Source organism: Bacillus sp. AK031, from assembly GCF_053903065.1.
The window spans coordinates 3,224,557-3,242,781 of the sequence record NZ_CP096424.1; the positions used below are offsets into that span (position 1 = coordinate 3,224,557).

General features: G+C 42.3%; 17 protein-coding genes. 9 read left to right on the forward strand and 8 right to left on the reverse strand.

All coding sequences use genetic code 11. The features are described from left to right. Nucleotides 1-153: 153 nt before the first annotated feature. The 5 genes from M1E09_RS16515 to M1E09_RS16535 all read right to left on the reverse strand — a co-directional run bounded on the left by M1E09_RS16515 (nucleotide 154) and on the right by M1E09_RS16535 (nucleotide 7,227). The gene (locus tag M1E09_RS16515) at nucleotides 154-1,767 is read right to left on the reverse strand and encodes a long-chain fatty acid--CoA ligase (RefSeq protein ID WP_456271933.1); all 1,614 of its coding nucleotides are present in this window, start codon (nucleotides 1,765-1,767) and stop codon (nucleotides 154-156) included. A gap of 349 nt (nucleotides 1,768-2,116) precedes the next feature. Continuing rightward, complete coding sequence (locus tag M1E09_RS16520) at nucleotides 2,117-3,610, reverse strand: coproporphyrinogen III oxidase (protein ID WP_456271934.1); 1,494 nt, start codon at nucleotides 3,608-3,610, stop codon at nucleotides 2,117-2,119. Nucleotides 3,611-4,408: 798 nt separating this feature from the next. After that, a complete protein-coding gene (locus tag M1E09_RS16525; RefSeq protein WP_456271935.1) occupies nucleotides 4,409-5,275 on the reverse strand; it encodes an HAD-IIB family hydrolase in 867 nt (288 codons plus the stop codon). A gap of 367 nt (nucleotides 5,276-5,642) precedes the next feature. Next, entirely contained in the window at nucleotides 5,643-5,996 is a 354-nt protein-coding gene (locus tag M1E09_RS16530; RefSeq protein WP_456271936.1) for a YlbF family regulator, read from the reverse strand. 94 nt (nucleotides 5,997-6,090) lie between these two features. Further along, complete coding sequence (locus M1E09_RS16535; RefSeq protein WP_456271937.1) at nucleotides 6,091-7,227, reverse strand: DUF445 domain-containing protein; 1,137 nt, start codon at nucleotides 7,225-7,227, stop codon at nucleotides 6,091-6,093. Between the two features lie 225 nt (nucleotides 7,228-7,452). Here M1E09_RS16535 and M1E09_RS16540 point away from each other — a divergent pair, with 225 nt between their 5' ends. The 4 genes from M1E09_RS16540 to M1E09_RS16555 are packed head-to-tail and all read left to right on the forward strand — an operon-like array spanning nucleotide 7,453 to nucleotide 12,437. Next, nucleotides 7,453-8,805: a YheC/YheD family endospore coat-associated protein gene (locus M1E09_RS16540; RefSeq protein ID WP_456271938.1), complete on the forward strand. Its 1,353-nt coding sequence runs from the start codon at nucleotides 7,453-7,455 to the stop codon at nucleotides 8,803-8,805. Next, entirely contained in the window at nucleotides 8,798-9,883 is a 1,086-nt protein-coding gene (locus M1E09_RS16545) for a YheC/YheD family endospore coat-associated protein (RefSeq protein WP_456271939.1), read from the forward strand. Before M1E09_RS16540 ends, M1E09_RS16545 begins: the two co-directional genes overlap by 8 nt. Further along, on the forward strand, nucleotides 9,880-11,247 hold the full coding sequence (locus M1E09_RS16550; protein WP_456271940.1) for a YheC/YheD family endospore coat-associated protein: 1,368 nt from the start codon (nucleotides 9,880-9,882) through the stop codon (nucleotides 11,245-11,247). Before M1E09_RS16545 ends, M1E09_RS16550 begins: the two co-directional genes overlap by 4 nt. Next, on the forward strand, nucleotides 11,244-12,437 hold the full coding sequence (locus M1E09_RS16555; RefSeq protein ID WP_456271941.1) for a YheC/YheD family endospore coat-associated protein: 1,194 nt from the start codon (nucleotides 11,244-11,246) through the stop codon (nucleotides 12,435-12,437). The genes M1E09_RS16550 and M1E09_RS16555 overlap by 4 nt, the downstream gene beginning before the upstream one ends. Here M1E09_RS16555 and M1E09_RS16560 read toward each other — a convergent pair. Beyond that, a complete protein-coding gene (locus M1E09_RS16560) occupies nucleotides 12,430-12,825 on the reverse strand; it encodes a hypothetical protein (RefSeq protein WP_456271942.1) in 396 nt (131 codons plus the stop codon). The two genes, M1E09_RS16555 and M1E09_RS16560, sit on opposite strands and share 8 nt — an antisense overlap. 194 nt (nucleotides 12,826-13,019) lie before the next feature. On the opposite strand from M1E09_RS16560, the gene M1E09_RS16565 reads away from it, so the two are divergent. The 4 genes from M1E09_RS16565 to M1E09_RS16580 all read left to right on the forward strand — a co-directional run bounded on the left by M1E09_RS16565 (nucleotide 13,020) and on the right by M1E09_RS16580 (nucleotide 15,847). Next, entirely contained in the window at nucleotides 13,020-13,229 is a 210-nt protein-coding gene (locus M1E09_RS16565; RefSeq protein WP_456271943.1) for a YheE family protein, read from the forward strand. Between the two features lie 138 nt (nucleotides 13,230-13,367). After that, entirely contained in the window at nucleotides 13,368-13,562 is a 195-nt protein-coding gene (locus M1E09_RS16570) for a hypothetical protein (RefSeq protein WP_456271944.1), read from the forward strand. 157 nt (nucleotides 13,563-13,719) lie between these two features. Next, nucleotides 13,720-14,640, forward strand: coding sequence for a PucR family transcriptional regulator (locus M1E09_RS16575; protein ID WP_456271945.1), 921 nt, complete (start codon nucleotides 13,720-13,722; stop codon nucleotides 14,638-14,640). Between the two features lie 109 nt (nucleotides 14,641-14,749). Continuing rightward, entirely contained in the window at nucleotides 14,750-15,847 is a 1,098-nt protein-coding gene (locus M1E09_RS16580; protein ID WP_456271946.1) for an ABC transporter ATP-binding protein, read from the forward strand. Between the two features lie 126 nt (nucleotides 15,848-15,973). Here M1E09_RS16580 and M1E09_RS16585 read toward each other — a convergent pair whose 3' ends face one another. Next, nucleotides 15,974-16,186 carry a hypothetical protein gene (locus M1E09_RS16585; RefSeq protein ID WP_456271947.1) on the reverse strand — a complete coding sequence of 71 codons (213 nt, stop codon included), beginning with the start codon at nucleotides 16,184-16,186 and terminating at the stop codon, nucleotides 15,974-15,976. A 310-nt stretch (nucleotides 16,187-16,496) separates the two neighbouring features. Between M1E09_RS16585 and M1E09_RS16590 the strand changes: the two genes are divergently transcribed. Further along, nucleotides 16,497-16,718, forward strand: coding sequence for a small, acid-soluble spore protein, alpha/beta type (locus M1E09_RS16590; protein WP_456271948.1), 222 nt, complete (start codon nucleotides 16,497-16,499; stop codon nucleotides 16,716-16,718). 73 nt (nucleotides 16,719-16,791) lie between these two features. Here M1E09_RS16590 and fumC read toward each other — a convergent pair whose 3' ends face one another. Next, nucleotides 16,792-18,177, reverse strand: coding sequence for a class II fumarate hydratase (gene fumC, locus M1E09_RS16595; RefSeq protein ID WP_456271949.1), 1,386 nt, complete (start codon nucleotides 18,175-18,177; stop codon nucleotides 16,792-16,794). Nucleotides 18,178-18,225 lie beyond the last annotated feature (48 nt).

Here is an 18,225-nt window from a genome sequence, read left to right on the forward strand (position 1 = left end):
CACCCCTTATGTACTAAAGTTCATAATTTTTAAAATATTGTTAATACAAATTATATAACATTTCCTTGTAAAAAAATATTGTTATATCAACCTTTGCAGGAAAATGGAAGAAAGCCGATTCACACCGGCTTTCTTCTGAGTAAATTCAACAGCCTATTGCTGAACCCTTTCCTTCACTTGTTCCCGCAAAGCTCTTTTTAGAAACTTGCCGACTGATGTTTTTGGAATTTCATCCAAAAATAATATTTCATCAGGAAGCCACCATTTGGCAAACTGAGGTTTCAGGAATTCATAGATTTCTTCCTTAGTGGTATTTTGATGGTCTCCTTCTTTCAATACCACGCAGGCAACAGGCCGTTCCTGCCACTCCGGATGAGGAACAGCAACGACCGCTGCTTCAAATACACTTTCATGCGCCATCAGCGCATTCTCCAGATCGACGGAAGAAATCCACTCTCCTCCTGATTTAACTAAGTCCTTGGTTCTGTCGACAATTTTGATGAAGCCTTCCTCATCAACTGTAACGACATCCCCTGTATAAAGCCAGCCATCCCTGAATGCATCATCTGTTCTTTCATCTTTATAATATTCCGAAGCAATCCATGGCCCCCTTAGGGTCAGCTCTCCCATTTCCTTTCCGTCCCATGAAATTTCTCCATCCTTGCCGATGATTTTCATTTCCAATCCTGGAACCAGTATGCCCTGCTTGGCTTTTACGTTGTATTTCTCTTCCTTGCTCCATTCTTCCATATAACTTTTTTCACCAGTCACCACAGCCAATGGACTGGTTTCTGTCATACCGTAAGCATGCATGAAAGGAATTCCGTGTTTTTCTTCAAAAGCTTTGATCATGCCAAGCGGTGCAGCAGATCCTCCGCAGAGAATGGATCTCACACTTGATAGATCATACTCATTTTCCTCAAGCTCTTTCAATAATCCAAGCCAAATGGTTGGAACGCCTGCCGTAATCGTGACTTTCTCTTCCTGCATCAATTCTGCAAGCAGTTTCGGTGTGAAATACGGCCCGGGAAGGACTTGCGACGTTCCAAACCAGGTTGCTGCGAAAGGCAGACCCCATGCATTCACATGGAACATCGGCACAACAGGCAGAGCAATATCTTTTTCAGAGACTCCGGTAGTATCCGCAAGACCCAGTGCCATACTGTGCAGAACGATGCCTCTGTGGGAATAAACCACACCTTTAGGGTTTCCAGTCGTCGCACTGGTATAGCACATTCCTGCAGGGGCATTCTCATCAAGGTCATCGCGGAACTTGTAGTCTGGTTTTCCTTCAGACAGCATGTCTTCATAATGGTAGACAGGCGACAAGGTTGTCTCAGGGAGTTCCTTGCTGTCCGTCATGATGACAAAGGCTTCAACTGTTTTCAGTTGATCCTTCACTTTTTCAATAAGCGGGACAATATCAGAATCTATCAGCAGCACTTTATCTTCAGCATGATTAATTATGTAAATGATATGCTGTGGTGCCAGCCTGATATTGATGGTATGCAGTACAGCCCCGCTGCAGGGAACAGCGAAATAGGCTTCGAGGTGTCTGTGGTGGTTCCAGGCCAGTGTACCGACTTTGTCCCCTTCTGTAACGCCAATTTTCTCTAGGGCACTTGCGAGCCTGCGCGTTCTCGATGCCATTTCCTTATACGTGAACCTGTTGATGCCGCTTTCTGTCCTTGAAATAATTTCTTTTTTCGGGTAAAACTTTTCAGCACGCTCAATCATTTGTGTAAGCAGCAAAGGAGTATTCATCATTTGACATCTCTCCCAACTTTATTGAAATCGCTTTCAAATCACTTCACTAGAATATATGCTTGCCTCTACTATTCTCATTCGCTATTTATCTTGTATTCCCTTTATAATTAATTTAATTTTCAGAAAAAATGTATTCTAACATGCTCTTTTAGAAAGGCTCTTTTCGCAATGATTGTGGCTGTTAAATAGTAATGGCTTTCCGCTCCAGCCGTGCGACTCCGCGGGGCGGGCGGTGAGCCTCTTACGTAATAGGATAGAGGCTAAAATAGCTTTAAAAACAACAACCTTTTAGAAAAGAGCCTTTAGAAAATGGTCTAAAAAAAATCCTCCCAAGAAGGAGGATTTTTTATTATTTATTGAGCAGCTCATCAAGAATCTGCAATTTCTTTTCAGTATAATTTTTAAAGCCTTCATTATATGCCTTAGGTTCTTTAGGATTTGCAAAGTGTGTGATTTTCCCTGTATCCGGATCAATGAACTTACTGGCTGCACCGCATCCGATCCCGATGATGGTCTGCATTTCTTCCATGATCATTATGTTGTAGATGCTGTCTTGTTCAGGGAGCGCATAACCGACATTTTCCAGGTTTCCTAAAATATTCTTCTGGCGGTATAAATAATATGGCGCATAATTATGCTCTTGGGTCCATTTATCAGCAAGGGCCATCATTCTCTCTATTTCTTCCCTGCCTGCCACTTTATACTTCTCTTTATTCCGGGTCATTTCTGACGCTCTTTTAAACGATAAAGTGTGGACTGTCAGAGATTCAGGCATAAGCTTTTCTGTCTCATTGAGTGAATGAGTGAATTCCTCCACACCTTCTCCCGGCAGGCCGATAATAAGATCCATATTGATGTTCTTCATTCCCATTTCCCTTGCCAGATGAAACTTCTCAATCGTTTCTTCCACAGAATGATGCCTGCCGATTGCCTTCAGGGTTTCATTTTTGTAAGACTGCGGATTGATGGAAATGCGGTCGATGTTCCATTTGTTCAAAACATCCAATTTTTCAGGTGAAATGGTATCGGGACGCCCTGCTTCCACCGTAACTTCCCTAACTATTTCCACATCAGGGAAAGAGCGGTACATCTCTTCGTATAATAAATCCATCTGCTCTGCTGAAATGGATGTAGGTGTTCCCCCGCCGTAATAAACGGTCGTGATTTTGACTCCATTCTCTTTCAGCCAGCGGCCGGTTTCCTGGATTTCATAGTGCAGGCCGGTAAGGAAGGAATCCACCCGCCCCTGTTTTCCGAGGATCGCATAGGCAGGAAATGTACAATAGGCACATTTGGTCGGGCAGAAAGGTATGCCTATATAGATACTCACTTCTTTTTGAAGAGAATACAGATCAGGGACAACAGACAGCTGCCGGTCGACAATGCGTTCCATTAAATCGATTTTCTCATCAGTGATCAGGTAATCCTCTTTTAGTTTCCTGCGGATGTCTTCTCTCTTCATCCCTTCTCTGACACTTTTATGAAAGAGCTTGGTTGGACGGATGCCTGTCAGGATCCCCCAAGGCTGAATGATGCCGGTATAATCCTGCAGGACATTCAGATAGACATGTGAGAGAGCGTTTTTAAAGCTGCGGAAAAGCTCTTTTTCCGTTTGCTCTTCTGGCACCTCTTTCTGATAGCTGGAAGTGCAGGTTTGGTTATCTGATTCCAACACAGCTTGTGCAGATACCATTCCTGCTTTCTTTAATTGGAACTCTATATGGAGGTCGCCCTTTTCATCATAAAAGGGTGCAACGGACGGCTCTTCAAAAAATAAATTGGCGATAAGCTGAAGCGGACGGTTAAACCGCTCATCACTCAAACCACTGAATGTAATCTTCAATTAAATCACCTTTCAAAAACGAATTTCAACTTGTTTAAGTGTACAGAAGGAATGGATTGTGGTCAATATCTAAAGCGGAGGTGCCCCGTTCAGCGGCGTACAAACTCTACCGCCTTCGCATGAGATAAAGGAATCACGAAGAGCGATAGCGATTCGATGATGACTTATCGGAAGGAGAAGGTGGGGAGTTTGCTAGCCGTTGGGGCACTGGAGCTGGATGGATCAAAAGCGGAAGCGGCCGTTCAGCGACGTACGGATTTTACCGCTGCCGCATTGAGATAAAGGAAACTCGGCGAGCACTAGCGAGTCGATGTTGACTTATCGCAAAGGAGGCAGAGGGAAATCCGCTAGTCGCTGGCCGCTGGAGCTGGATGAATCTAAAGCGGAGGTGCCCCGTTCAGCGGCGTTCGGATTTAAGTGCTGCTGTCCGCGCCAATCTCACCGATTATAAGGAGTGGGGTTGGTTTTTCAATTCGAATCAGATACCGATTCGGACTCAAGTCGGCTTCCAGGGTTCGTTTCTGTCCGAATCTACACTGAATTCGGACTCAAGTTACTCCTTTTGCCGGTTTTCTGTCCGAATAAGGCATCAATTCGGACTCAAACCAGCTTTCGACGTTCGTTTCTGTCCGAATAGGGAGTCAATTCGGACTCAAACCGACTTCCAAAGGCAGGTTCTGTCCGAATCAACACTGCATTCGCACTCAAGGTACTCCTTTTGCCGGTTTGCTGGTCGACCTCATATTTTATTACCAAATAAAAAACCGACCTCATGAACAAGGTCAGTTTCAGAAAAGCCTAAGACTTAATCACATTCATTTTTTTCAAAAATTCAATAGGCTGCTGTTTACGGAATACTTCTTTGACTGCATATGCAACACCATTTTGTTTGTCTGTTCGAGTGATCCAGTCAGCTTCACCTTTGACATCCTGACTTGCATTCCCCATCGCGATCCCTAATCCGCAGCAATTGAGAATATCTTTATCATCCTGATTGGCTCCGACCATCACGACCTGTTCACGGGTGATGCCTGCACGCTCACAGACGTAAAGCAATCCTCTTAGCTTGGAGACGCCCCTTTTAACGATATCGATTCTGTTGTCGGCTGTCAAAATGCAATCGACTTCATGATACATCCCTTTAATCGCCTTAATTGCGTCGTTCCGCTCATTTTCAGAACCGAATTTTGCTTCTATTTTAAGTGAGGGTGAAGGATCTTCGAACAAGTACTCACTTAATGAGTCCGTATAGTGTGTACTGTACATAAAACTGGATTCCCGATTAAACAGCACTTTCTCACGTAATGAACCAGACAATTTCACTCTGTTCATGATGGCCGTCTTATCTTGGACTACCCTCATCTGGCAATCAAACTCTTCCAGAAACTTCACAAGTTCAAAAGAAATTTCTTCCTGTATTTTATTTACGAATTGCGGCTTATCCGCCTGTGTACCGATATAGGCTCCTTGATGGGTGATCAGCGGATTGTCGACCTTCAATGCTTTTGCGACCCTTTTAGCAGAAGGAAATGTTCTTCCGGTAACGAGCGTCACAAATATCCCCTTGCTTTGGACATATTCAACAGCCTCTTTTGTTTCTTTGCTTATTCGGCCATTGTTCAGTAAGGTGCCGTCAATATTCATAGCTAACATACGATAAATCATGGATGCGCCCTCCTCGATTGTTGTCTATTTTAAACCTGCGTGGATTTATTGATATGGGAATGGTCATAAATCATGTCCACTCTAGTCCTTTGTATACTGATATGAAACGGCAGGAATAAATATGACAAGTTTGAGGGGTGAATCTTAAAGTCAAGGTTCTCTCTCTTTTGTTACATTATTTAACTATCTTTTCTTACTTTGATGTCCTGCACCACGCCCTTTGGCTGCATCATTTTCGTTCTTCCCTTCTTTTGATGCCCTTAGCAAGCCTTCCCAAATAGCACTGGAGCTACTCCAGCTATTCAGGCACTCATATAAAAACAAAAAAACACCCTGAAGCTTTCCCGCTTCAGGGCAGTCACTGTCATTATTTCTGCATGGAGCCGTATAGGTCTTCCAATGGTTTCATGATCACTTTGTTTAGTTCATTGATCAACATGCTCATTCTTTGTTCAGCTTCCATTAACTTGGAGATTTTTTCATCCTGCTGAACAAGTGCAGCTGTCTTTTGAGCATGCTCAACCTCTTCTTGAGTCAACTCTTGTCCGCTCATTTGTTTTTGCTGCAGGTTCATTTGAATGTTGCGGAAGTTCTCAAACATTTTTTGAGCCTGCTCATCATTGTTTACTTCGTCATACATTTTTTTCAGGTTATTGTACTCATCACTTTTTCTTAAAGCACTTTCCAATTCATTTGCGTAATCATATAAGTTTACTGACAAAATCCATACCTCCTAATAATCTTTAGCTCAATCCTCTACCACTATAACAAACCTGTAAGAGGAATGCGAGGATACCGGGTTCTCCGTACTATTTCTATGCAATCAGCAGAACAATAACACCTTGAACCAATCCGATGATTCCTCCTAATAAGGCCCCCAGATAGGTAATCATCTTCAGTTCCCTTGAGGTAATTCCGAGAACCATTTCTTCCAGACGCTGTACAGAGAAGGTTTCCACCTGCTCACGGACCACTTCCTGAAGGTGAAGTTTTTCCATGATGACCTCAATTCTCTTAGAAATTGCCGTTACGCTCATGTCAAATATGTGAGGCACGATAATGTTCACGATTCTTGATTTGAATGGTGCCGCGAAATCTTTTAAACTCGCTGACATCAGCTTATCCACTGAAATAACCTCAAGCAGCGTTTTTTTCAAGGAAGGAAGAACATCCTCGTCTTTTACACTCTGTAAGAGGTCCTCCCAGGTAGACTCTTTTATTTTCTCCCATTCTTTTCTGAGAAGGTTCCGCAGGATTTCCTTTGTCCCCTCATGTTTGATGAACTTGATGATTTCAGGCTGGATTTTTTCAGACACCGAGGAATTCCCCAGAAACATTCCGAGCATATTTCCCAGCATGCCTCGTCCCTCCAAAAAATCATCGATCATCACTTTGACTTTTCGCTTTCCTTCCGGGCTTGAAAAGTATGCTTCGCCTTTTTCTGCTATAAAATCTGCCGCCTTTGGTATTGAGTCTTCAATTTTCTCCTGCCATTGCAGAGGTACTGTTGCCTCAACCGTCTGAGATCGGAACTGTTCTTTAAAACTGTAATATTTTTGGTCGATCCACTTCTCAATCCCAGCCTCGATACTCTCTGTATTCATCGGGATTCGCAGTTTCTCGAACCATACCTCTATCGCTTCGTCAGACTCCAGCAGCGGTTCAGCACTTTCGCCTATCCATGAAATTGCATCTTTTTTGAACTGGCTGTTCATTAATTTTTTCTGAAGGCTCTCCGGGGTGATAAGATGATGAACGACCATATCGCCCAGCTGAGTTGCCATTTCACTTCTTCTTTTCGGGATCAGTCCTGGTGTGAAGGGGACCCGCCACTTTCCAATATACACAGGTTTATATGGCCTGAAGAGCATCTTGATTGCGAGGGAGTTGGTCATCCCCCCGATTAGGGCACCGATAGCAATCATCAATATAAAAGTAATAATAATTTCCATTATTTCATCCTTCCTGAAGGCTTTCTAATAAGGGCTCAAATATGCATTCAGCTTAGCGGCCTTGGTGCAAGCTGCCAGTTTTTATAAAAACCCTGAGATGCTTTAAGGTTTAATTTGGTATGTCCCTGAACATTTTAAAGGTTCTCACATAATATGCTATATCAACATTCGCCCATTTTAATATTATAAATTTAGTCTGCGGGCAGCGCAAACAGGGAGTTTTTTATGATGATGATCAAATGCAGCATCACGAAGGAAATCACCGAACGGCCGGTCTTATCGATTCCATCCTCTTATTCTGGAGAATTACGGGGTTTTGCCGGAAAAAATATAATATTGCAGCTTGGGCTATCTAAATATGAGGTCCAAATTTCTACTGTCATACTTAGTGAAGACACAACGGAGCTTGTATTTCCTGAAAATCATTCCAGCCGGCTTTCCGGAAAGTTTAACCTGTCTTCTTACTTCTCTCCATCAGAAGAAACTCTTTACCTTGGACCGGTCATTGCCATAATTACCGATATGTCCGCATCAGGGAAACCTGTAATTGGCAGACTTGAAAAGTACTATGATGAGCTCTGTTACCTGACAAAAGATCAAGGCGGCTTATTCTATTTAACTGGATGCTCTTTGCTTAATGATCAGAAAGGGTTGTTTTTTGATGAAAAAACAGAAAGATGGGTCGAACAAATTGTTCCGCTGCCTGACCTTCTGTACAACCGGATCCATTCAAGGAAAACAGACCGAAGCGAGGCTGCAAAGCAACTTCAACAAAAACTGGAAGAAAAGTCGGTTTTCACGTTCAATACTTCCTATTTAACAAAGGAATATGTGCATCAGTTTTTGTCACAGGAACATCATCTAATAGAATACCTGCCGAATACAGAAACGTTTTCTTACTCCGGCCTTCGCAGCATGTTGAGCAAGCACAGCGATGTCTTTATTAAGCATATAGCCGGAAGCCAGGGAAAAAAACTATTAAGGCTTTCTTACTTAGAAAACACCTATCTCCTAAAACAAAACCTTGGCAGCGATTCCAAGGAGATTTCCTTTGCTACTTATGAAGAAACAGTCGATGAGCTTAACAGGCTTAAAGTTTCTTCTCATTTCATCATTCAGGAAACGATTCCTTTAATAGAAGCTGAAGGAAGGTCTTTGGACTTTCGATTTCTTTGCCACTTGACCGATCCGCAGCAATGGCAGCTGATTTCAGCAACAGCAAGAGTCTCAGGTGAAGGGCAGTTTGTATCAAATGTCGCCCAGGGAGGAGAGCTGGTAAAACCAAAGGCCATATTAAGTGAATTCTTCGGCAAGAGGGATGCTCTCAGGATATTCAGGGTGATGGAAGAACTCGCATTGTCAGCCTGTACGTGTCTGGCGGAACGCTGCCCTCTTAATTTAGGAGAATTGGGCGTTGATATCGGTATAGATGAAACGGGAAAACCCTGGTTGATTGAGATCAATTCCAAACCATCCAAACAGACCTACTTTGAAAATAACAAAATCAGGCCGTCTGTAAAAACACTTTATCACTTATCAAAAAGCATTTGGGAAGAAAGGAGACATCACCATGACTAAACTGGGTATTATGATGCTTGAACCTGACACTGAGCATTCCTTCTATTCTGGCATGGCCCAATGGAGCAAAGATCAAAATGTTGAAGTATTCATGTTTTCCCCCCTCCAAATCCATCCTCATACTGAATGGATCCAAGGATTCCGTTATTGTACAGATTCCTTCTGCTGGGTCAAAGATATCTTTACGATTCCAGAATATATATATGACAGAACCTTTTATCAGGACGATTTCACTTCCAAGCAGGCGAAAGCCATTGTGCAATGGCTTAAAAACAGAGATGATTTATGTTTTTTAGGGTACGGCCTTCCAAACAAGTGGACTATTTATCAAGCATTAAAAGATTATGCGAAAGTGTCTCCTTATCTCCCGAAAACATATCTGATAGAATCCATTCCTGACACGCTCTCGAAGATGCTGAGGTACAAAAATGTCATCATCAAGCCTTTTGACGGGGCACATGGCATTGCCGTATATGAAATTACAGCTGAGAACGGCACCATGGCGGTACGTACGACTAAAAAAGGGGAGATCATTGAGAAACAGATGGATAAAGACACCTTCTGCAACTGGCTGGAAGGGGTTACCACAAAGAAGAAATTCATTATGCAGAAAAGGCTTGATAATCTCGATGAACTTAATCGGCCATTTGATCTTCGCTTGCTTCTCCAGAAAGACGAGAAAGATCGCTGGACGGTTTCCTGTAAGGGTTTCAGGGCAGGTAATACCGGCAGTCTCCTGACCAATTTAAGTGCAGGGGCCGAGGCTGTTCCCTATAATGAGTGGAAAAAAAATAAAAAACAATACAATTGGGACTATATCGAATCTGAGTTGAAGGAAATCATTCATAATCTGCCTTCCCTTTTAGAAATTGAATTTGCACCCCTTTTCGAAATAGGTCTTGATATCATTATCGGCAGAGACAGCTCTGTTTGGGTTCTCGATATGAATTCCAAGCCTGGCCATAAAATGCTCAAACTGCTGTCACCTGAGGAAGTTCAGCATTTATACTCCATGCCATTGCGCTATTGCAAGGCTCTTCAACGAAAAATGCCCGCGACAGGAGGCGACTCATCTTGATTAAGCCTTTTAAACTGGAAAGATTCACAAGCAGCGAAAAAATCTTATACTATCCAGTCAGTATGCAGCGCCAAGCTGAAACCCGTACCATTTCACTCGGTTCAACCCAGGTACCCGCCTTGTGCCAAAAGCACCCTAATGGCCGAAATGTGGCAGCTGTCAGCTCGGCACTTGCTGATGAACTGCACTTGCCAGGTTCAATCAAGAATATTTATATGTTTTTTCATGAACAGACCATTATACTAGGGCCCCTTATCGGTATTTTCACATCTGGTTTTACGTCTTTTCTAATGAAACCTATTGGAGAACGTTCTTCCTTTTTTGCCAAGCTGCTGTCCCTTCAGTCATCGATGGGGGTTATTCCTTTTGTTTTTGGTGAAAAACATATTGATTGGGAAAACGGACTTGTTAAAGGACATTTTTATTATCGTAATCAATGGGAAACACAGATCGTTCCTCTTCCGAATGTGATATATGACCGCCTCCCAAACAGGAAAAGCGAAAAGAAATCAAGCTATAAGGAAATGAAAGCAAGGCTCCAAAAAGAATATGGAATTCCCTGGTATAACCCCGGCTTCTTCAATAAACTGGACGTCTTTGAAAGGCTGGAAAGTGATGAAGAGGCCCTTCGTTACCTTCCCGAAACCCATTCCTTTCAGTCTTTTTCGCAAATTGAACGAATGCTTTCCAAGTACGGCCAGGTATTCATCAAGCCGCAAAACGGCAGCCTCGGAATCGGTGTCCATCAATTCAAATACGATCGGAAAGAAGAGGCATATACCTGTGTTTTTCAAGATAAGACAGGAACTAACCGAAGGGTCAAATCTGCTTCTTTTGAAAAGCTGCTGCAAAGAATCATCTCTCCTAAAGTCCTGAACAGAATGATCATCCAGCAGGGTATTCACCTCCTTCGTTTCGAAGACCGCCCTTTGGACTTCCGGGTCCACACCAATAAGGATGAAAACGGGGAATGGCAGGTCAGTGCCGCTGCAGCAAAGGTGGCTGGTGAAGGAAGTGTAACGACACATCTTCATAATGGCGGGAAAATTAAAAGCCTTCCTGAGATTTTTGATGATGAGGATACACTCAATAAAATGGAAGAAAAGTTAAGGTCTGCGGCGATCATTCTTTCTTCTGCATTAGAGCAGAACATGGAGGGGTATATAGGGGAAATTGGATTTGATTTTGGAATTGACAGACTGGGAAGAGTATGGCTGTTTGAAGCGAATTCAAAGCCGGGACGGTCGATTTTTTCCCACCCGGATCTTAAATCATTCGAACTCCTGACCAGAAAATTGTCTTTATCTTTCGGTCTTTATTTGACACAGAGATCTCTCCGCGAACCTCAGGAGACCTTTCGATGAAAATCTATTATCAGCCGCAAAAGAAAATATTCTTTCATAGCGACCCCTCCTTATCATCACTGCTTTTCGGCAAAAATTCTTATATACTCTACAGAGATAATGAACCTTACAAGTATTGCTTTGATATATTTGTCGATGGAAATGTATGCGGCCCGATCATCGGCATAATTGCAGGGAAAGAAAAGGGTAGTTATCAAGGAAATTTCCCTTTATTTCAGAAGCTTCAGCAGGTCATCCAGTCCAAAGGAGGTATCTCTTTTGTCTTTTCGATTGAGGATATTGGCAGAGAAAAAGTGGAAGGCATTTGTTTTCATGAGGAAAAAAACATGTGGGTCCCTTGCATCTTTCCAATCCCGAATGTCATCTACAATCGAATCCCTTCCCACTCCATAGAAAAAACAGATGAGTTTTCTGCGTGCCTGGACTGGATTGAAGAGATGCGGATTCACTTTTTCAACCCCCACTTTTTCAATAAGTGGGAGGTCTATCAATCGCTCTCTGAAAATTCATCCTTGACTCCTTTTCTCCCTGAAACAAGATTGGTCGAAACTGAAAAGGAACTGATGGATTTTCTTACGATAAAACAAAAAATCTATATCAAGCCTGTCCTCTCTTCCAAAGGAAAAGGGATAAGGCTTGTCGAGCTTTGTGGGGATGGTCAAATTCTTTGCAAAAGCACGAAAAAAATTGAAAAGTTCAGGAGGCTTGATCGATTGGCCTTAAAGTATCCTGAGTGGTTCACCTCTGGTGATTATATTTTGCAGGAAGCTGTCCAGTGCAAAAAAATGAACAACCACCGATATGACCTTCGGGTGCTCGTCCATTTCTCAGGCAGTGACTTTATCATCAGCGGCATTGGAATCCGTATGTCTGAACGCCAGGAAGTAACCACCCATGTACCTCAGGGAGGGAAAATCCTGCCGTTCAAACACATTCAATCGAAAGCATTGGTTGAAAAAGTTGGATCCATCGCAGAAGAATGCGGAAAACAGCTTCAATCCACCTTTGGACTGATTGGAGAATTTTCGCTGGATCTTGGAATCCAGGAAGACAATAATGAGCTCATCATTTTTGAGATAAACGCGAAACCTATGAGGTTTGATGAAACGGATATCGAAGACAAACGGTTGGAAACCCTCTCTGATACTTTCTTTTATTTTTCACAGAAACCCCGGAGAATGTCTACTTAAGGGCATTATAAATACTACTGAATCTCACTGCGTTAACAGGAGCATCTGCCATGGCAATGAAGATTGGTTTGTGTGCTTGCCAATCAGGGATATCCATTAACAGATCCCGAAAGAATTCAGCTTCCCTCAACTCTGATTTCAGGGCGATCAAAACTCCTTCCCTGAAATTAGAGAAGTTCTTTTTTTCTTTTTTAGCATGAAAGTAAGCCCCTGTCGAAAGGTAATGAACATACTGAAGCAGTTCATAGTGTTTTTTCTTGTCGCTTTCTGCCTTTTCTATGAACTCCTGATATATCGGATTATTGGTTTTGCTTTTCAACTCTTTATAAAAATGGCCCGAAGCCAATGAGTTAGTGATGGCTGTTTGCAGGTTCAAAATAAACGGCATATAACTCGTCCCCTTCATATGAATTACTAAAACATATGACAGAACATACAAGCATATGTCATATCAAAGAGATTTTCCGCACAGATTGTTATATTGCGTCCCCCTGTAAAAAATCCGCCTGAACGTTTAGAATAGAAGAAAAGAGATATGCTGCCCATCAACCACCATCGGCAGCAGACAAGGGGGACTTGCAGTTGATACAGCACTTCCAATTCAAGAGTATGTATGAAAACAAAAAATTACCCGGCTGGACTTTTTCTTTCTATCACGATCGAAAAAGGTATGAAGGCAGCTATCATAAAAATGGCACCATTGAATGGAAAGATATAGCACCACCTGCTTCAGACGAAGAAATAATAAAGAAACAAATTCATGAACTGATGCTTTTTCACGTGTATGAATAAGGCTCTTTTCTTATACTTGGTTGCTATTTGATATGAATTCCGAAAAATATAGCACTATTCGAAAATAGCCTGAATAACAAGAGTACACAGTATAAACTTCCCCACAGGTAGCACACTATCTCTAAAGGAGGAGTAGCTGTGAAAAAGAAGAAAAAAGATATCGAATTCCTGCCGGACACCCAGTATGAAGGGAAAGACAAAGCTTACTTGGATGTGGACCGGATCATTAACGAAGGCATGAGCGGAGGATCAGTCCATATGCGTGAGGAAAATGCCAATATTGAACAGGCGATGGATTTAGAAGAAGAAGAACCGCCAGTTGAATTAGATTAGTGGGGATTGGCCGATGGCTGGTCCTTTTTTCTGTTCCCATTTCGGCATCCTGTACAGCAAACTCAAAAAAAAACTGACAATTAATGTCCAAACACTTTGAATCTATCCCTCGATTTCGTAAAATGAGACATAATCGTTAATAATCAAAAGAGGTTAAATGATGCTGATAAAACTAAAACAAAGATACCCTGAATCCATTCTTACAAATGTACCGCCGCAAAAAGAAGACCCTCTTCACCTTTGGCTGACGACTGCTTCCAGGGAGAATTTTCTTGCGATACCCAAAGCAAGCCTCACCCAATCAGAAAGTGATTTACTCTGCTCCCTTTTTATTGAAGCGTCTCCTTCTAAAGAATGGTACAACGATTCGGAAGAAAGCAGATGCTGGCATGGCTTTTTGTATAATGGACAGCCTCTCCATATACCTGTTTCCCAAAAAGACGACTATCGGATTATCCAATTCTCTATCAAGGAACAGGTCGAAGCTGATTTATTAAAAGAAGCTCTTCGAAACATATTTGCTGAACAGGCTGTCATTGTGTTCACTTCCCCTTCATCAGGCGCAATTGTTGAGAGAAGGACGCAATGGTCTCTTCCTGAAGAAGAACTCTTCTCAGCAGCAGTTGTAATTGAAAGTGATTTTTACTCAACTCCTAAATTTTTCATTGGAAGGTTCCATTCTGTGGACGAAGGCTTTCTCCCTCTTTTTAAAGAGGAAAGGAAACTGTTTTCTTTTGCTGAAAAAAATATCACCAAGGGTAAGATCTACACATTTCCATCTACTTTTCCATCCTTTGCACTGCATTACGTCCCAAAACAGACCAAGGAGCGAATGTTTTCAGATGTGCTTGAGATCTTTTCAGAAGATGAAGAATTGAAGAAAACCATTAAGACCTATTTAGAGAATCAATCAAATACCAGCCAGACGGCAAAAGTGCTTTTCATGCACCGGAATAGTGTTCAATACAGAATCGACAAATTCATCGAGAAAGTCGGAATCGATATAAAAACATTTCAAGGAGCAGTAACAGTTTACCTTGCATGCCTTGAAATGGAACAGGACCACATGGAGGGGTGAGCAACATGCCCAAACCCTCCATGTTTTTTTATGCAACCTGACCATTACATTCATTGCTTCCCATCCATTACAATGGTTTTAACAAAACAAAATCGGGGAGGCAGTTAATATGGCAGAATTACAAATGAAAAATATCTATAAAATTTATGATAAAAACGTAACAGCTGTAAAAGATTTCAATCTTGATATCAAAGATAAAGAATTTATCGTTTTCGTTGGTCCTTCCGGCTGCGGTAAGTCTACAACGCTGAGAATGGTTGCAGGATTAGAGGAAATCTCCAAAGGGGATTTCTACATCGATGGTAAACGTGTGAATGATGTGGCACCAAAAGACCGTGACATTGCAATGGTTTTCCAAAACTATGCACTATACCCTCATATGAGCGTATACGATAATATGGCTTTCGGCTTGAAACTGCGTAAGTTTGACAAACAGGAAATTGACCGCCGTGTGCAGGAAGCTGCTAAAATCCTTGGCCTTGAAACATTATTGGATCGTAAGCCTAAAGCATTGTCAGGCGGACAGCGCCAGCGTGTAGCATTAGGCCGTGCGATTGTCCGTGATGCAAAAGTATTCTTGATGGATGAGCCTCTTTCCAACTTGGATGCGAAACTTCGTGTTCAAATGAGAGCAGAGATCGCCAAGCTGCACCAGCGCCTGCAAACAACAACGATTTACGTGACCCATGACCAGACAGAAGCGATGACAATGGCTTCCCGTATCGTCGTCATGAAAGACGGTGTCATCCAGCAAGTCGGTTCACCTAAAGAAGTTTATGACAAGCCGGAGAACGTCTTCGTAGGCGGATTCATCGGATCTCCTGCTATGAACTTCTTCAGCGGAAAGCTTCAAGATGGCAAGTTCACGTTCGGCGACACTTCTGTTGAAGTTCCTGAGGGAAAAATGAAAGTGCTTCGTGAACAAGGTTATGTAGGGAAAGATATCATTCTAGGTGTGCGACCGGAAGACATCCATGATGAACCTTTATTCATCGACTCTTCTCAAGGATCTAAAATCAATGCCAAAATTGAAGTATCCGAGCTGACTGGTGCTGAGACTATGCTATATTCCCGCCTTAGCAACCAGGACTTCGTGGCCCGTGTCGATTCACGTTCTGATGTAAAAGCAGGCGAAACGATCGAACTTGCTTTCGATATGAACAAGACCCACTTCTTCGATGCAGAAACAGAAGAGCGTATCCGGTAATTAAACAAAAAGACTGCCACTAAATCTTAGTTTGGCAGTCTTTTTCTGTACATTGCTTCATCATGGTAAAGCATTAACGCGTTGAGAGGGACAGTCCCTCTCAACGCGTTAATGTGTTAAAGTATTTTACAGCTCGGTAAACTTTATAATGCGCGTTTCTTCATGTCCGCATTGGCCGGAGAATAAATGGATGCATTCTTCAGCTTGCGAACTGTCCGGAATGCCGTCCGCAAGCTTAATCTCATCGATGTCCATATAAGCGCTGTAATCATCATAATAATCGTAGATCCTGCCTTGATCAGTAAGTTTGGACCCGCACTTGGAGCAATCGATTTCCATTCGGATGACACCGTTACATAAAGAACATACCTTCATCTTTATCACCGTTTTTTCTGCAGAATCAATTCATTACTATCCTCTCTATTTCAACCTGTTTTATGTGTAGAACGTCTCCATCTTGTCAGGAATAAATTGCCTATTGCAATCTTGTATATATTTTTTAAAAAGTTCCATAATACAGAGTAACAGCAACACAAAAACATTCACCAAACAGCATTGGGTTAACCAAATTAGATGGCCGCAGAAAGTGTGCGGGACTGGTGCAAGTCCAGTTGACCCAACCATAAAAACAACAAGGAGATGACAAAACATGCAAAACCAACAACAATCTCGTGGAAACTCTTCAAATCAACTAGTAGCTCCTGGAGCTCAACAAGCAATCGATCAAATGAAGTACGAAATCGCGTCTGAGTTTGGCGTACAACTTGGAGCAGACACAACTGCACGTGCTAATGGTTCTGTAGGTGGAGAAATCACTAAGCGTCTTGTACAAATGGCTGAACAACAAATCGGCGGTTACCAACAACAATAATTTCAACTAAATAATAATATGGCTTGAGCCTCTGACATTGTCAGGGGCTCTTATTGTTTTCAGCTGATGCAATTTATTTATTTTCTAAGTTAACCATCTTCATCGGATCGATCCATTCATCATACTGTTGTTCTGAAAGGTATCCTGACCGGACAGCAGCTTCTTTTAATGTCAAACCTTCTTTGTGTGCTGTTTTGGCGATTTCGGCAGCTTTTTCATAACCAATATGAGGATTCAATGCAGTTACCAACATCAGTGATTTATTAACAAACTCTTCAATGACTTCTTTATTAGGTTCAATTCCTTGGGCACATTTTTCATCGAACGAGACAATTCCATCAGCCAGCAGCCTGATCGACTGAAGTAAATTATGGATGATGACAGGTTTAAAGACATTCAATTCAAAATTCCCCTGACTGGCCGCAAACCCGATGACTGCGTCATTTCCAAAGACTTGGGCTGATACCATCGTCAGAGCCTCACTTTGAGTGGGATTCACTTTCCCTGGCATGATTGAACTGCCAGGCTCATTGGCCGGAATGGTTATTTCCCCAATTCCGCTTCGAGGGCCGCTTGCCAGCCAGCGTACATCATTGGAAATCTTCATGACATCTCCTGCCAGCGCTTTCAACGAGCCATGGACGTGAACAATTTCGTCATGGGCGGTGAGTGCATGAAATTTATTATCTGAAGAAACAAATGGGTATCCAGTCTGTTTTTTCAATTGCTGTGCTACCATATCTCCAAATTTCGGGTCGGCATTGATTCCTGTTCCCACAGCTGTTCCCCCGATAGCCAGATTCAACAGATATTTACTGCTTTCATCAATCATCTGCTGCGATCTTTCCACCATCGTTCTCCAGCCGCTGATTTCCTGTCCTAAAGTTAATGGGGTGGCATCCTGAAGATGTGTACGCCCAATCTTAATAATGTCCATGAACGCCTTTTCTTTTTCTTTTAGAGTCGTATGAAATTGTTTTAATGCAGGCTTCAGTTTTTCTTCAATTTCTTTATAGGCTGCTATGTGCATGGCTGTCGGGAATGTATCATTGGAACTCTGTGACATATTAACATCGTCATTCGGGTGGACCTTGTTCCCGCTATCCTCAATCATTTGGTTGGCTCTGTAAGCAGTGACTTCATTCACGTTCATATTTGACTGAGTCCCGCTCCCTGTTTGCCAGACAACGAGTGGAAAATGCTCATCCAGCTTTCCTGCTATGATTTCATCACAGGCCTTTACAATGGCATCCTTCTTAGTTTCAGACAGCTTCCCTAATTCATTATTAACGATGGCAGCCGCCTTTTTCAGCTGTGCAAAACCGTATGTAACTTCAAGGGGCATCCTTTCACGGCTGATTTTGAAATTTTCCTTGCTTCGCTGTGTCTGTGCTCCCCAGAATTTATCAGCAGGGACCTGGATTTCTCCTATGGTATCTCGTTCTGTTCTGTAACCCATTCCATCTCCTCCTTAAATAATAGTACATACTTCTATTTTTCCACTTAA

What these genes read in the sequence shown, in the direction of transcription:
- M1E09_RS16515 (WP_456271933.1), bottom strand. Translation starts at nt 1,767, where the DNA reads ATGATGAATACTCCTTTGCTGCTTACACAAATGATTGAGCGTGCTGAA.
- M1E09_RS16525 (WP_456271935.1), bottom strand. Translation starts at nt 5,275, where the DNA reads ATGATTTATCGTATGTTAGCTATGAATATTGACGGCACCTTACTGAAC.
- M1E09_RS16535 (WP_456271937.1), bottom strand. Translation starts at nt 7,227, where the DNA reads ATGGAAATTATTATTACTTTTATATTGATGATTGCTATCGGTGCCCTA.
- M1E09_RS16540 (WP_456271938.1), top strand. Translation starts at nt 7,453, where the DNA reads ATGATGATGATCAAATGCAGCATCACGAAGGAAATCACCGAACGGCCG.
- M1E09_RS16545 (WP_456271939.1), top strand. Translation starts at nt 8,798, where the DNA reads ATGACTAAACTGGGTATTATGATGCTTGAACCTGACACTGAGCATTCC.
- M1E09_RS16555 (WP_456271941.1), top strand. Translation starts at nt 11,244, where the DNA reads ATGAAAATCTATTATCAGCCGCAAAAGAAAATATTCTTTCATAGCGAC.
- M1E09_RS16560 (WP_456271942.1), bottom strand. Translation starts at nt 12,825, where the DNA reads ATGCCGTTTATTTTGAACCTGCAAACAGCCATCACTAACTCATTGGCT.
- M1E09_RS16575 (WP_456271945.1), top strand. Translation starts at nt 13,720, where the DNA reads ATGATGCTGATAAAACTAAAACAAAGATACCCTGAATCCATTCTTACA.
- M1E09_RS16580 (WP_456271946.1), top strand. Translation starts at nt 14,750, where the DNA reads ATGGCAGAATTACAAATGAAAAATATCTATAAAATTTATGATAAAAAC.
- M1E09_RS16585 (WP_456271947.1), bottom strand. Translation starts at nt 16,186, where the DNA reads ATGGAAATCGATTGCTCCAAGTGCGGGTCCAAACTTACTGATCAAGGC.
- M1E09_RS16590 (WP_456271948.1), top strand. Translation starts at nt 16,497, where the DNA reads ATGCAAAACCAACAACAATCTCGTGGAAACTCTTCAAATCAACTAGTA.
- fumC (WP_456271949.1), bottom strand. Translation starts at nt 18,177, where the DNA reads ATGGGTTACAGAACAGAACGAGATACCATAGGAGAAATCCAGGTCCCT.